The sequence below is a fragment of the Lysinibacillus sp. IITD104 genome (assembly GCF_036698265.2).
GTDB lineage: Bacteria > Bacillota > Bacilli > Bacillales_A > Planococcaceae > Lysinibacillus > Lysinibacillus boronitolerans.
The window spans coordinates 3653400-3669236 of the sequence record NZ_JBAHYH020000001.1; the positions used below are offsets into that span (position 1 = coordinate 3653400).

General features: G+C 36.0%; 13 protein-coding genes. 4 read left to right on the forward strand and 9 right to left on the reverse strand.

Going from position 1 to position 15837, the window contains the following annotated elements:
- Window positions 1–166: 166 nt before the first annotated feature.
- Together V1L66_RS18610 and V1L66_RS18615 are read right to left on the reverse strand one after the other, a co-directional pair.
- A complete protein-coding gene (locus V1L66_RS18610) occupies window positions 167–1687 on the reverse strand; it encodes a CoA-acylating methylmalonate-semialdehyde dehydrogenase (RefSeq protein WP_258860272.1) in 1521 nt (506 codons plus the stop codon).
- Between the two features lie 15 nt (window positions 1688–1702).
- Window positions 1703–2596 carry an NAD(P)-dependent oxidoreductase gene (locus tag V1L66_RS18615; protein ID WP_333006370.1) on the reverse strand — a complete coding sequence of 298 codons (894 nt, stop codon included), beginning with the start codon at window positions 2594–2596 and terminating at the stop codon, window positions 1703–1705.
- A 236-nt stretch (window positions 2597–2832) separates the two neighbouring features.
- Here V1L66_RS18615 and V1L66_RS18620 point away from each other — a divergent pair, with 236 nt between their 5' ends.
- Window positions 2833–3471: a TetR/AcrR family transcriptional regulator gene (locus tag V1L66_RS18620; protein WP_036075759.1), complete on the forward strand. Its 639-nt coding sequence runs from the start codon at window positions 2833–2835 to the stop codon at window positions 3469–3471.
- Window positions 3472–3490: 19 nt separating this feature from the next.
- Here V1L66_RS18620 and V1L66_RS18625 read toward each other — a convergent pair whose 3' ends face one another.
- The 7 genes from V1L66_RS18625 to V1L66_RS18655 all read right to left on the reverse strand — a co-directional run bounded on the left by V1L66_RS18625 (window position 3491) and on the right by V1L66_RS18655 (window position 13153).
- Complete coding sequence (locus tag V1L66_RS18625) at window positions 3491–5497, reverse strand: EAL domain-containing protein (RefSeq protein WP_333006369.1); 2007 nt, start codon at window positions 5495–5497, stop codon at window positions 3491–3493.
- 29 nt (window positions 5498–5526) lie between these two features.
- Window positions 5527–7683: an RNA degradosome polyphosphate kinase gene (locus tag V1L66_RS18630; RefSeq protein WP_333006368.1), complete on the reverse strand. Its 2157-nt coding sequence runs from the start codon at window positions 7681–7683 to the stop codon at window positions 5527–5529.
- Window positions 7680–9227 (reverse strand): Ppx/GppA family phosphatase, encoded by a 1548-nt coding sequence (locus tag V1L66_RS18635; RefSeq protein ID WP_016992446.1) that lies wholly within the window; start codon window positions 9225–9227, stop codon window positions 7680–7682. Before V1L66_RS18635 ends, V1L66_RS18630 begins: the two co-directional genes overlap by 4 nt.
- A 166-nt stretch (window positions 9228–9393) precedes the next feature.
- Entirely contained in the window at window positions 9394–10296 is a 903-nt protein-coding gene (locus V1L66_RS18640) for a chemotaxis protein (RefSeq protein ID WP_016992447.1), read from the reverse strand.
- 65 nt (window positions 10297–10361) lie between these two features.
- A complete protein-coding gene (locus V1L66_RS18645) occupies window positions 10362–11684 on the reverse strand; it encodes an MFS transporter (RefSeq protein ID WP_333006367.1) in 1323 nt (440 codons plus the stop codon).
- A 352-nt stretch (window positions 11685–12036) separates the two neighbouring features.
- On the reverse strand, window positions 12037–12714 hold the full coding sequence (locus V1L66_RS18650) for an LrgB family protein (protein ID WP_333006606.1): 678 nt from the start codon (window positions 12712–12714) through the stop codon (window positions 12037–12039).
- Window positions 12707–13153 carry a CidA/LrgA family protein gene (locus V1L66_RS18655; RefSeq protein ID WP_036077057.1) on the reverse strand — a complete coding sequence of 149 codons (447 nt, stop codon included), beginning with the start codon at window positions 13151–13153 and terminating at the stop codon, window positions 12707–12709. The genes V1L66_RS18650 and V1L66_RS18655 overlap by 8 nt, the downstream gene beginning before the upstream one ends.
- 334 nt (window positions 13154–13487) lie before the next feature.
- Between V1L66_RS18655 and V1L66_RS18660 the strand changes: the two genes are divergently transcribed.
- From V1L66_RS18660 to V1L66_RS18670, 3 genes are read left to right on the forward strand one after another with little or no spacing between them, the layout of a single operon-like run.
- Window positions 13488–14624, forward strand: a complete 1137-nt coding sequence (locus V1L66_RS18660) for a sensor histidine kinase (RefSeq protein WP_333006607.1) — start codon at window positions 13488–13490, stop codon at window positions 14622–14624.
- 42 nt (window positions 14625–14666) lie between these two features.
- On the forward strand, window positions 14667–15134 hold the full coding sequence (locus tag V1L66_RS18665; RefSeq protein WP_333006608.1) for an ATP-binding protein: 468 nt from the start codon (window positions 14667–14669) through the stop codon (window positions 15132–15134).
- On the forward strand, window positions 15127–15813 hold the full coding sequence (locus tag V1L66_RS18670) for a response regulator (protein ID WP_016995009.1): 687 nt from the start codon (window positions 15127–15129) through the stop codon (window positions 15811–15813). The genes V1L66_RS18665 and V1L66_RS18670 overlap by 8 nt, the downstream gene beginning before the upstream one ends.
- Window positions 15814–15837 lie beyond the last annotated feature (24 nt).

Genomic DNA, 15837 nt, shown 5'->3' on the forward strand with positions numbered 1-15837 from the left:
TTTGTTAAGGCTGCTAACAGCGCAGTTAACGGTGCTGAAATAAGTAGATTTATACCCCCTCTTTGTTAAATAAACTACCAAAAAGACCGATATACTCTAACATTTACACCTCACCCATCCCCTTTTTTAGAAAAAGAGCTGTATGTCTCTACAGCTCTAGGTTTTATTAGTCGTTATTGCTTGGGAATGCAAATGTGGATGCTGCGGAGGCGTTACCAGCCATCCAACGCTCTGAAATTGTCTTTGTTTTTGTAAAAAAACGTGCTTGATCTGGTCCAAACATATGCCCCTCACCAAAACGAGAGCCTTTAAAGCCAGCAAAGTTATGATAGCCAACGGGAATTGGAATTGGTACATTGACACCAACCATGCCAACATCAATTTCTGTCGTAAATTTGCGAGCTGCTAATCCATCATTCGTAAAAATTGTGACGCCATTACCTAGCTCATGCTTATTTATAAGTGTTATAGCTTCCTCTAATGAATCTACACGAACTACATTGCGAGCTGGACCAAATATTTCTTGCTCATAAACTTCCATGCCTGGCTTTACATGATCTAATAATGTAGGTCCTACATAAAACCCTTTAGACTCTTTAACAATGTCAAGTTCCCGTCCGTCACAGATTACTGAAGCTCCTTCTGCTTCTCCTCGATCAATTGCAGTAAGTATTGCTTCTTTTGATTGTTGAGAAATAACAGGGCCGAAATCTGAATCAGGGTTTGTATAAGGGCCGACCTTAAGATTAGAGATTTTTTCCTTCAGAATCTCCACTAGACGATCTGCAGTATCCTTTCCTACAGGCATAATAGTAGATATCGCCATACAGCGTTGAGAGGCTGCCCCATATGCTGCTCCAATAAAGGCATTAGCTACCTGTTCAAGATCGGCATCTGGCATTACAACCATATTATTTTTACCCCCGCCTAGTGCCGTAACGCGTTTTCCGTATTTTGATCCAGTTTCATAAATATACTTTGCCACTGGTGTTGATCCAACAAATGAAATCGCTTGCACAGTTGGGTTTTCTAAAAGTTCATTGACCGCATCTTTATCACCATTGACCACTGTCCAAATACCATCAGGCAACCCTGCCTTCTTCCAAAGCTCACTAACATACAATGCAGTCATCGGCACACGTTCGGATGCTTTTAAAATCACCGCGTTTCCTACAGCAAGGGCCATACTCGTTTGCGCTAGAGGCACCATGATGGGGAAATTAAATGGAGAAATTGCCGCCACAACCCCTAATGGATATTTTGCAGAATAAGCATTTATTTGACCTCCAACATTTACAGAGTATTCTCCTTTCATTAAGTGGGGCGCACCAATGGCTAAATCAACAGATTCAAGTCCTCGTGTAATTTCACCTTTGGCATCTTCAATCGTTTTACCGCTTTCAGTACAAATGATCTGTAATAGCTCCTCCATATTGTCAGTGATAAGGTTACGGAACTTTAGTACAATTTCTGCACGCTTCGCTACTGATGTATCACGCCAAGCTGGAAATGCTGCTTGAGCTTGCTCGATAGCATCTCGTGTTTCCTCTACTGTTGCAAGGGGTACCTTAGCAATGACTTCACCTGTTGTTGGATTAAACACCGACCCAAATCGCCCACTTTTCCCTTCAACCATTTTGCCACCAATAAAATGTGTTAATGTTTTAACCACTTGTGCTGTTGTCATATCCATATCCTCCTCTTAAAATTGTTCTAGTTTACATTTTTCTTTTAAGCTTAAATAAGCTGCAGACATATCATTTTCTCCATAGCCCTGCTGCACAATCTCACTGTAAAGATCCACCAGCTTTTCACCGATTCGCAGAGATACGCCTGCTTCATCTGCCATTTCCTTAGCTAATTTCAAATCTTTTACTAATAGATTTGTCGAAAAGCCTGGCTCATAATTATCATTTTTCATATACTCCATATAATTGCGTTCATAAATACGGCTTTGCCCATAACTATTACTTAATACCTCATACAGCGTGTCTGCCTGAATACCCATTTTTTCTCCAAGTAAAATAGTTTCAGCGACTGCCTCTGTGTAAAAGCCAATCATTAAGTTATTGAGTAATTTAATTCGCGTTCCTACACTTGGAGATGTGCCCAGGTGATAAACGTTTTTCCCCACTATTCCGAATATTTCTGTAGCACTTTTATAATCAGCTGTGTCACCACCAACCATAATGGTTAATGTCGCATTGACAGCCCCAATTACACCCCCACTGACAGGTGCGCCCAAATAACGTAATCCCAAAGCTTTAGCTTCTGTATGTAACGTATCATTCAATTCGGGATTAACAGTACTGAAATCAATCAGCAGGCATCCTTTCTTTGCATGTTGTAAAATTCCTTGTTCTGACTGATAAACCAATTCTACAACGTGAGGGGTAGGCAAACTTGTCATAATAACATCACATTGTTTCGCAATATCTATTGCTGTCTCAAGACCGATACCACCTGCTGCGACGAATTGTTCCATTGTTTTCGCATTCGTATCGAAACCAAACACCTCATAATCTGCTCTTAATAAGTTAATAGACATCGGTAAACCCATATTCCCTAAGCCAATAAAACCTAATTTTTCCTTCATTGTGACCTCCTCATACCTTGAAAATACACCAGGAAAACTTGATGATATACTAGCCAACTTTCATTTTTTAAAGTAACATTAATAACGAGATAATTTCACTGACCACAGTCATTGACCTTGGTCATTTAAATCATAATCAATCGAAATCCATCTCGTCAATTAAAAATTTGATATTTTCAGAATATTTTTTACAGAAGATATTTTACAATATTTTATATAGGGGGTATTAGCTACCTATGGAAGCACTCACAAGCAGACAGAAAAAGGCATTAGAAACACGTGAAAAATTATTGAAAACTTCTTTAGACTTATTTAACAAACATGGTTATGAACATGTTTCTGTTGAACAAATTACGAAGGCATGCAATGTTTCGAAGGGTACCTTTTATACACATTTCCCATCTAAATACGATGTTATTTTAGAAAAATTTAAGGAACTTGATAATTTTTATAGTACAGTTGAAAAAAATATTGATGCCACATTACCAGCTAGTGAAAAAATACTATTAGTGTTTCAAGAGCAAATGAACTATTTAACAAAAATTGTAGGAAAGGATTTATTGCGTACAGTATATACGGCTGCTATGACAAACCAAGTAGAACAGGATCATTATTTAATCAATCCACAACGAAAGATTTTTCAGATAATGAATACCTATATCGCGGAAGGTATTCAACAAGGGGAATTTAGACAGGATCTATCTGCTACTACCATACAAACACTTATTCAGCGCTGTATGCGTGCGAATGTCTATGATTGGTTAATACATAGTGAAGATTTTGACCTAACCTCCGAGATGTCCCAATTTACAGCAATTGTTTTAAAAGGTCTTAAAAACGACAAATTAAAAAGTAGCACTTCATCTATTTTATGATGTAAGTGCTACCCGTTTTCTAGCTAACAAAATATTGTTGTACAATCGTTTCAACTGGTAATGGTTTATTATACAAATAGCCTTGCCCTTTTTGACAACGATGGCGTTTGAGAAAATCGACTTGTGTGGGTTCTTCAATTCCCTCTGCAATGACCTCTAACCCTAAATTATGAGACATCGAGATAATGGCTTTTATGATGGCTTCATTTTTGTCATCCTTTGCTATATCTGCAATAAATGACTGATCAATTTTTATAATATCAATCGGATAACGCTTGAGATAACTTAATGATGAATAGCCTGTCCCAAAGTCATCCACAGACACATAAACACCTAATTGCTTCAGTTCTGTAAGAATCGAAAATGTTTCATGTACATTTGTCATGGAACTTTCGGTAATTTCTACTTCTAATAATTCAGGTGGTACACCATATTTCTTTAAAGCTGTTTTAATTTTCCGGGCAAAATTTTCTTTTCTAAACTGTTTTGGTGATATATTGACTGCAATCCGTACAGGACGATATCCTTTCGATTGCCATTCTTTTTGGTAACGACATACCTCATCAATAATCCAATCACCGATTTCAATAATCAACCCTGAGGCTTCCGCAATAGGAATAAATTGCGCTGGTGATACAAAACCAAATTTACGGTTATTCCATCGTAATAATGCTTCAAAGCTATTGATGCTATTATTTGCTAAATCCATTTGCGGTTGTAGATGAAGACTTAGCTCATTAAATTCAATTGCTCGACGTAAATGTGCCTCCATTAATGCTTCGTTTGGAAAAATGGCCGTCATATCTTCACGGTAGTAGCGATAATGTGAACGACCATGTTCTTTAACAGAAAATAAAGCTTTATCTGCTTTCCGTACAAGTGTCTCGATATCTTTACCATCTGCTGGGCTAAGTGAAATCCCAATCGATACGCTAATAAAATATTCCTGTCCATCTATCATAAATGGCTGTTTTAATACGTCCATAATCAAGTTTGCAGTTCGTTCAATTTTTTGGATGGTTGCATCTTTTAGCACAAAAATAAACTCATCACTATTATATCGATATAGCGAACACTTTGAGTAGCAAAGCTCCCGTAACCTATGACTAAACATACGCATCAAATCATCTCCCTTGCTCTCGCCAAGGGATTCATTAAACTTTTTAAAACGGTCAATGTCAACTAAAATAAGAGCGGCTTGCTTATGCTCTTGCTTTTTATCATTTAAATGCTGTAGCCAATGCTCCTTAAAAGCTTTTCGATTCCAAATACCTGTTAATTCATCCATTAGTGCTAGGTAATAGAATGCTTCATGATCATTCATAAATGAATTAGCATCTTTAACAAATAGGTGGACACCCACAACTTCTCCATTATAATAGGTTGGATGCGTTCTTAAATAAAAGGGCTCTTTGCTTAGTAAATCACCTTTCAATAAGCATTTAGGCATGCCAAACGCTGAACCTTCGATTGTTTTGGTAAATAATAGTTTAAACTCATTGAGATATTTACTTTCGAGTAATGAAAAAATATCTAGTCCAATTAGACTGTGCTGCTCTCTCGATAGTGTAGCAGTAGCAGCAATATTTTGATGAATTATTCGACCTTGTAAATCTGTCGTTAACACTGGACTTATATGTTGTTCAATGAACTGTAAATAGGGATTTTCTTCAAATTGTGTCGCTCGAAGAATAATGGCAACTATTGATTCAGAAAAGTGCTGAACATGAAGCATAAATGTTTTCTCTTGAAGACCGTTACCTAATTTTAGAGTATGCTGTTTATTGATTTCTTGAATTAGAAATCCCGACAATTGCAGCCAGCATTGCTTAGTAAAAAAGTTCTCAGCGTTTTTGGCTGTTATATCCTCCAGCTCAATCATTGACGATAGCTTTTCATTAAATTCAACGACCTCAAACACTGTCTTATCAACTTGTCTCAAACAAATGATTGCATCAAATGGATTCAGTTGCATGAGCTGTTGATATTCTGCAAATGGCGCTACATTTTCTCTACATTTTTTCATTCTATCCCTCACTAAGTAGCGTGTTTGCTCTATTCTTCGTCTAGCGTAGGCTTTAATGCATCCTTCAAGAAAATTTCCTGGCTATTTAATGGATCTTCGCTACGATCAAACTCTTTATAATGATACTTACCATTAGAGTCTTGAATACGTGCTTTGGCAGTATCCATTAATTGTGCATTCATTATGTCAATAATACGAGTTTTTGCTTCACTTGCATATACAGGGAATAAAATTTCTACACGTTTAATCATATTGCGTGTCATCATATCTGCAGAGGATAAATAGACTTTATTTTCCCCATTATGATGGAACCAATAAATACGAGAATGTTCAAGGAAACGACCAACAATACTTGTTACAGTAATGTTCTCACTAATACCTGGGATTCCTGGTCTAATACAGCATATACCACGAATAATAAGCTCGACCTTTACACCCGCAATCGATGCCTCATAAAGCTTCATCATTAAATCTTTGTCTGTCAATGAATTCATTTTTGCACGAATAAAACCATTTCCATATTTTTTATGACAGGCAATTTCCTCATCCATTAAACGAATAAACTCATCTCGTATATCAAATGGTGCCACGACTAAATGATTAAAAGTAGGCTTTTCTGTATAGCCACTTAAGTAGTTAAAGAAATTTGTCGCATCAATGCCAAACTCTTTATCTGTCGTTATTATGCCCATATCCGTATAGATTTTTGCAGTAGCATCATTATAATTTCCTGTACCCAAATGGACAAAGCGTTCAATTTTGCCGTTACGACGACTAACGACTAGCGTGATTTTGGAGTGTGTTTTTAAATTATTCATCCCATAAATCACAAGACAACCTGCTTGTTCTAATTGTTTTGCCCAGTGCACATTATTTTCTTCGTCGAAGCGAGCCTTTAGCTCAACTAATACCGTGACTTGTTTACCGTTTTCAGCGGCAAGCTTTAACGCTTGAATAATCGGTGAATTCCCGCTTACTCGATATAATGTCTGTTTTATAGCCAATACATTCGGGTTAACAGCGGCCTCAGAAATAAAATCAACAATAGGGGCAAAAGATTCATATGGATGATGGAAAAATATATCCTGTTGAAGTGCTTTTTCGAAAATATTTTCGTCAGACTGTAAATCTAAAGGTGGCTGTGGGATAAAGCTTTCATATTCTAAATGCTCACGACCTACAGAAATACCTTTCACAAAAGAGAACATAAACGTTAAATCCAATGGACCATCAATATGGAATACATCGGATTCTTCTATTTCAAATTCATCTAGTAAGTATCTCAGCACTTCCTCATTCATTTCTCCAACTCGAACTTCTAAACGGCTTCCTACTCCCCATTTTCGCTTTTTCAGCTCTTTTTCGATCTCCACGAGAAGATCTCGAGCCCCTTCTTCATGGATCGTTAAATCCGCATTTCTTGTTAAACGGAAGGCTTGTGCTGATTTTACGCTATAGCCATAAAACAGCTTTTCTATATGCGCTACTATCACATCCTCCAATAAAACGACAACTGTCTTTCCTTCTTCTGACGGTACTTTTATATAGCGATCTAACACAGATGGAACCTGGACAATTGCCACTTTTTCACGACTTTCAAGATCTGACTCATCCTGCTCTAACAGTACTAGTAAATTCAAGGTTTTACCAAGTAAGGTTGGGAAAGGACGATATGCATCCACTGCAACAGGTGTTAAAACAGGGAAGATAGTTTCTGCAAACATTTCATTGATAAATGATTTTTGTGTGCTATTTAAATCTTTCATGTCCGCAATATGTACATTATGTTGTGGCAGTAAATCATAGATTAAATGTCGATATACCTCGGTTTGTCGACGAACTAATGCTTGTGTGCGTTCTGCGATTTTGGCCAACTGTTCCTTTGGCGTTAAGCCAGATTTGTTTTCGGGCTTATGAAAACCAGCGCGTACCTGGTCCTGTAATCCTGCAACACGCACCATAAAAAATTCATCTAAATTTGAACTAAATATAGCCAAAAATTTTAAACGCTCTAGCAGAGGATTATTAATATCCTCTGCTTCTTCTAATACTCGCTCATTAAAGGCAAGCCAGCTTAATTCCCGATTATTATAATATTGAGGCTTTGCAATTTCCTCCAACAATAGATTGTAGTTTTCGGAAAACTCTTCCTCGTATAGCTCGTTTTTCGTTACTTCAGTTGTCATCCATTGTTCCACCCTTCTTCAATAAAATTGATTTTCATTGGGATTTTTAATGCACGTTCTAAATGTTTTCTATGTCGATTGGCTTGATATTTTTCAGCCGCAGCATTCTTTTTAACATAAATATCAAGCTGAACATGATCTTCTTCGGTGTGCATTTCAATAGCGTGTACAATATTGCGCTTTGAAACATTTAATGCATAGACAAATTTTAATAACGCTCCGAAATCTCGTATTTTACGATGTTCCTCCCGACTCATCCATGTAGCAAATGGAGCAGCAAATCGTTCGAAATAATCTTTATTTTTATAGGAGGCAAGAAGTGCTAGTTTTACTCGTTCTAAATGATTTAAACCATCAATGGATTGATTTGCAATTAAATAAAAAGTATGTTGGCTTGAAGAGCTTAATTCGATATACTCTCCTATATTAAAAACCTTCGCCGCTTTTGCTAATAAATGCAAATCTTCTGGATTATATTGCAAGTAGCCTAAATGACAACATTCACGATACAATTGATCTGCTAAATGCATTAAATAATCTACTTCCATTTCACTCCGACCATACTGACGTGCTAATCTTCTAGCATTTCCTTCAAATACATTATATTTATCAAAGGCTTGTGTGTCTGTTTGCAAAATCCGTTGAAAAATGAGTCCCTCACGTAAACCTCGTTTTGTCAGTTGGAAGGACTCACTACCAACTACCTCCATCAACACTCTAAATACCTCTAATGCAGGAACAATGATATCTGCACGGTCTGATGAAAGACCGTCCAATTGTTTCAATTCCTGAAAGCTTAATTGCCCTAAAAATAAGCTTAAATCATCCAAATCTCCCTTTGTCATTTCGTAGCCATGAACGCTGGCAATAGGATAATCATGCTTTTGTTGATGTATTTGAGCAATATTGCGCGCACTACCACCAATTGCGATAATAGGTAGAGCAATATTTTTTATCCAAGGGAGAGTTTGGAACTGCTCTTTTACAAAGGTAAGAAGCTCTTTTTTCTCACTACTATTGATAATGTCACCTTTTACAAAACGTTGCTTTAAAGAAACTGTCCCAAAAGGAAAGCTATGTGATTGCTGAATTTCTTTATTTTCAAACAGCGTAATTTCGGTACTACCACCACCGATATCTATCGTCACAGCCGATTTCGTACCCATGGAATAAGCAACAGCAACGTAGCCAAAATAGGCTTCTTCCTCTTCTGATAAAAGCTCTATTTGGATACCTGTTCGTTCTTTCATTACCTCAATAATTTTGTCACGATTAGTGGCTTGTCGGATGGCAGCAGTCGCAGCAGCTTTTACATCTGTTACTTCAAAATCCTCAAGCATTGCTTTAAATGTTAATAAAGTTTCTGATAACAATTGAATACCTTCATCAGACATCTCCCCTGAGGGCTGTATATATGTACGCAATCGTGCTACCGTTTTGATATTTCCAAGCTCACGAAGTCCCTCTTCATTATCATATTGATATAATACTAATCGAATAGTATTGGAGCCGATATCAATAATCGCTGTTTTTAATTCATTCAAATAATCACATCCTTCAAGCGTCTACAATTTATTTTGTTCATAATATTTGGACATATACAAAAAAAGTCGGTCCCTCTTAATTAAGGCATCCGACTTTTCTTTCATTTATTTTTACTTGCAGGATACCAATTATTAAAATTGAGAAGTATCATGTAAGCCATGGTGATTACAGAATTAGTTGGTCAACACGTAAAATGAGCTCTGCAATTTCTGGCTTACTTATTTGATCCTCAGCCCCTACTTGATCACCTTTATGACGTAGGTCATCTGTAATGAGACTTGAGAAAATGATAACAGGAAGCTTTTGAAGATCGGGATGCTCTTTGATTTTTCGTGTCAAATGATGGCCATCCATTTGTGGCATTTCAATATCCGTTACTACCAATTGAATATGCTCTGCTATATCACTACCACTCTTCACAATTCCCTCTAAGTATTCATAAGCATCGCGGCCATTTTCAAAGAATTCAACATTGTCATAACCAGCTTCACTCATTGTATCGAATAGTAATTTACGTAATAACGGTGAATCTTCCGCAATTAAAATTCGCTTACCAGATCGCTCACGTTTGCCGAGCTTTTTAACAGATTCCACACTAATTCCTGATGCAGGATTGATATCCACCATAATTCTTTCGAAATCTAGTAATAGAATCATTTGCTCATTCTGTTTAATGACACCAATTACTTGTGATGTACCTCCTTGATACATATCTGAAGGCTTTTCAATTTGATTCCAAGAAATACGATGAATCTGTGTGACATTATCTACATGGAAAACCACACGTTGTTTATTAAACTCTGCTACAATATATTTTTGTTGTGGATTTCGCTCAGCACCTTGAATCCCTAATACTCGTAGCATATCTACAACAGGTAATACCTCACCTCGTAATTGAATGATTCCTTCTACATGCGGGTGCGCGTGTGGGATAAATGTTACTGGGATCGGTTGAATAATTTCTTTTACTTTAATAACATTGATGCCGAATTTATTGTTTGCTACTTCAAATTCAACGATCTCTAGCTCATTTGTGCCACTTTCTAATAATATTCCTTTATGTTCCAATGCAACCCCGCTCCTTTCTCTACATCTGTTTATAATTCAATTGTATCATAGGCAATACATTTCTCCTACTTGCTATTTCCATTTTTATCATTAACTTTTAGATGTACCAGTAGACCAACGACAGTCATAACAATCAACGTTGATAGTGCTACACGACTAGCGAGAGTACCATAATCCTTCATCCACAATGTAACAGTTCCATATACGGCTGGACCGATAATGGATGATACCTTACCTGAAAAAGCAAACAACCCAAAAAATTGACCGCGTTTTTCATTTGGTGATAATTCAATTATATATGTCCTAGATGTCACCCACATTGAGCCAAGTGAGATACCAAAAAGACTACCAGCAAGCCAGAACATCCATTGTGCTGAGGCAAAAACAGCGAATACCAACGCAACTATCATAATAAGTGCAACAATTGTAATGGCACGTTTAGCTCCTATTGATTTCGTAATATACCCAAATGCAAGTGATCCAAGGATTGTTGAAACTGTAGAGACCAAATAAAGAACGATAAATTGTCCAGAACTAAAGCCGACAATTGTTGTCGCATAAACAGCCATCATTGCAATCGTTGTAGCAATGGCATCATTTAAAAAGAAATAAGCAATCATAAAGGTAAAGATTGCTTTATATTGCCTCATATCTTTAAATGTTTGAATGATTTCCTTATAACCATCTAAAAACTTTAAGGACTTCCGCTGTGATTTTGGAATCGGTGTATCTTTATTAATTAAGAATAATGGCAATGAAAAGAGTAGATACAGGATAGCTGTTGGAATAAATGCTCGATGAAAATCGCTATTACCAACATACAAGTAAACAAGTAATCCAAAAAGTGTACCAAGATACCCGATTGCAACTCCATACCCTGAGATGAGTGGCATTTCTTCTTTTGTCCCTAGATCACCCATCATAGAATCGTAAAATACTAAACTAGAATTAAAGAAAAATTTTGCTATGACAAAACTTGCAACAACCAAAAACAAACTAAGAGGTACACCAGAGTAATTGACAGTGGTTTGTATATTCGCAAACATTCCCATCATAAACGTAAACAGAATAGATATGGATGCAAACCATACAATAAATCTTTTTTTATAACCTGTGTTATCAATCCAAACACCGAAAAGCGGTGAAAAGATAACGAGCAACAAGCTTGCAATCGCATTTGCATACGATATAAAGGTGCTCGCAACTTGTTGCATGACTTCATTTGTACCTAAAACCTCATCCATGTAAAACGGGAAAAATATTGTATTTATATTTGAAGAAAAAATTGTATTCGCAAAATCATAGAATGCCCATGAAAGTATCGGCAATGATAAATAAATGGCTAATTGACTTCGATGTTGTACGTCTATAGCTGTACTCTTCTTCATAAAACCCTCCCCTCCATTCTCTATAATAATCAATTAATTTCTCTCTGTAATAAAAAATACCTTTTTTTAAAGAAAATTAATATTATTTACAATATAACAGTAAATTCACTGAAAAATAACTGCCAATTGGCCGATAATTGAATACTCATTTTCCTTGTGAATCAAAAAAGGTATTCAAGCCCCTAAGAAGGGCTAGCTTTTATATTTATACAACACAGAAATGAAGATATCCTTCGTGTTGAACACAAGCAGAAAAACATTCTCTTCATTACAAAATAGATATAATAGAATATTATCAGAAGTATTTTTAATTTCATTTTCATAACGATAAATTGCTTATGCATATCACCATCTATAAAAATAAATAAACAAATAAAGGGCAGAAGAATGCTCCGATAACAGCCGTTAAACCCATTGATAAGGAACCAACTGATAATTCCTGTTCCCCATATTCTCTTAATTTCACAAGACCTACCCCGTGTGAAGCACTTCCTACTGCCACTCCTCTACTCACAGCAGAGTCGATTTTGCCATACTTAATGACTAATGGTCCGATAATGGCCCCTACAAACCCTGCAATCATGACGAAAACAGCGGTTAAAGGAGGAATGCCACCAATCGTTTCGCTCACCTGCATTCCAACAGGCGTTGTTAACGATTTAGGTAATGCTGTGAGCATCCAGCCAGGTTCTACACCAATCCATTTTAGTAACACAAAAATTGTCACTAAGCCTGTTATCATGCCGATTAGGAGTCCTGATAAAATAGAGTACTTATATTTCATAATAATTGCTCGTTGATTATAGAGAGGATATGCAAGTGCCACCACAGCTGGCCCTAGCATTTTCTGAAGCCATTCCCCACCTTCCATATAAGTTGAATACGGAATATCAAACACAAGTAAAATCACTGCACTGACAATCGTAGTAGTGACCAAGGGAATCATGATAGGATGGGGAAAGCGTTGATAGAGCTTTGTAAATAAAATAAACATGATAATGGTACTAAGGACAACAGTTACTTCAATCAACAGTTAATTCCCCCTTTCCTTCTTCCACAGTAGTCTTCGAGCTTTCTTTTTTGGCCAATTCTCTTTTCTCAATAAGTTGTGTCAGCAATCCTGTTACATAAATAGAGATTAATGTACTAGCAATAACTGCTAAAATAATGAGCAGACCAGTGATTGACATGAGTTCTGGATAATCAATAACACCAACAGTTGCTGGAATGAAAAACAACGTTAAGATGCCAATTAAAAAACCTGCTCCGTCTTGTATATATTCAACCTTAATTATTTTAAAATTGAGTGAAAGTGCTAATAAAAGTAATCCAATGACGCTTCCTGGAAGAGGGATATGCAAGTAAGAAACAATGCCAACCCCCATGTAATAGAAAATAGTAAGTATCCCAATTTGCACAATAATCCGAACAACACGTAACAACAACGCAGCAAAATTTTCGTTCAACATTTCGCCACTTTTCACCCCCTATATCGTTCATTCTACATCTGCAGGAATTTTCTGTCTATTATAATTTTAGAAAAATAATGAGCAGTTACAGAAAAACCAACCCTTTCTATGGTACACTATTAAAATTCTTTTCCCTTTATAAATCACGATTTTACATATGTAAAATGTATTGTTGTTTTGTGATCCTCTTATACACTGACCGTTAAAATAACTTCCTTCTCTTGTTATTTTCAGCATCCTTGGCTCATTAGAAGCATTTCATTATATATTTTAATCACTATCTAGCAAATTTTTAAAATTTTCTATATAATCGAAAATTACACAAGATACTAGTTTGTATACTATTAAAATTTCTAAGGTGGGATTTTCGATTTTCTTTAAAACATTAAAACTCCAAACTCGCTTTGCCTATTACAGTAGTTTTTTAATTTTTATTATCGTCACTTTAGCTGGTCTACTTTTTTATGTAACCATTTCGGATGCATTACAAACACAAATTGGTAACAGAGCGCTATATTTGGCGGAAACAACAGCTAGTAGAGGCGATGTTATAGCAGCTTTTCACACAGACAACCCATCCGAGGTTCTGCAAAAAATTAGCAATGACATCATGCATGCTGCAAAAGCGACTTACGTGGTCATAGGAGATAAAGAAGGGATACGCTACACCCATCCGCTTGCTGATCGTATTGGCAAATCCATGGTGGGTGATGATAATGACAGGGCATTGAAAAAAGGTGAATCTTATATTTCAATTGCAAATGGTTCAATGGGACAATCAATTCGAGGCAAAGCACCTATTTTTGATACAAATGGCTCGATTATAGGTGTTGTGTCAATTGGCTACTTAACAAGTGAATTAGATCACTTATACCTTTTATACCTGGATAATATTTTTTATACGATGGTAATTGCACTAAGTATTGGTATTATCGGTTCTATATTTTTGTCCCGAAATATTAAAAAGCAAATTTTTAATTTGGAGCCAAATGAAATTGCAAATCTGTTAACAGAAAAAAATGTTTTAATTGAATCAGTTCGTGAAGCTATTATTACCGTAAATGATAAAGGTGAAATTACAACATTGAATAATGCTGCAGCCAATATCTTAAATCTTGCAAACAATACGACTATCATTGGTGATAATATCGAGCAACATATACCAAATACACATCTTCTTAATGTGTTAATGAACGGTGAAAAACAGTTAGATAAATTAATGAATATCAACGGTCATGAAATTATTGTAAATCGTGTTCCTATGAAGGTGAATGGTAAAATTGTCGGTGCTGTTGCAAGCTTCCGTTTACAATCAGAAATTGAGCAAATGGCTATCGAATTATCACAAGTAAAACAATACACGGAATCCTTACGTGCCCAAACACATGAATTTAAAAATGTCCTTTATACAATTTCAGGCCTTATTCAATTAAATGCATCCGAAGAAGCCCTATCTATTATTCATAAATAAGTACAAGGACATTCCTCTCTAACACAATTTATTACAAATCGTGTGAAAGACCCATTTTTAAATGGTTTAATTATTGGATTTTTTAACCGTGCTCGTGAATTAAAGATTCAATTGATTTTTGATGAGGATAGTTATTTAGAAAATTTTCCTGAAAATATCGAAAAAAGTCTGATCATTTCAATTATGGGTAATTTATTAACCAATGCTTTTGAAGAGGTTGAAAAAAATAAAGAGCAACAACGAATCGTCAGACTCTTTATCTTGGATAATGGCGAGGAAATCATCTTTGAAGTCGAGGACTCTGGTAATGGTTTAGCACAAGAAAAACTAGATGTACTATTTTCAGAAAATATTTCTACAAAAGATACTAAGCTCCGAGGCTACGGATTAAGGAAAGTAATTTCCAGCATCCATGATTTAAACGGCTCACTCGCTCTTGGAGAAGGCGATTTAGGCGGTGCCCTATTCATTGTATCTATTAGCAAAAGGGGGATTATCATTAATGAATGATATTGAAGTGCTAGTCATTGAAGACGATGTACGGGTAGCAGACGTACATTGTCGTTTTTTAGAGAAAATTGAAGGTTTCACAGTAATTGCGCGTGCCAACACTGGGGAAGAAGCTATAGACTGGCTTCAATCATTTTCACCACATCTTATATTACTGGATGTATTTTTACCAGATATTCTTGGAGTTGATTTAATAGATAAAATCAATGAATTAAGTCCAACAAGTAGCATCATTTTAATTACCGCAGCTACAGAGGCACATATTGTTCAAAAAGCTTATCTGAAAAATGTTACGGACTATATTTTAAAGCCATTTACATTCGATCAACTAAAAGAAAGTATAGAAAAATTCCGTTACAAGCATTTATTGCTGCAAAAGAACGAGAAATTTACACAAGAAAAAATTCAATATTTATGGCCAAAAGCAACTTTAACTATTCCTCAAGATACACCACTACTACCGAAAGGCATTGATTCAACAACAATGAATCATGTTATCAATTATTTAAGTACGATGGAAGATGGTAGTACAGCTGAACTATTAGGAAGAAATATCGGTGTTAGTCGTTCCACCGCTCGCCGCTATTTAGAATTTTTAGTTACACAAAAGCAGGCATACACTGAACTCACCTATGGTACAGTTGGTCGTCCTGAGCGACGATACTTTATTTCCAAATAAACTTTATGAACAAAATGATATTAA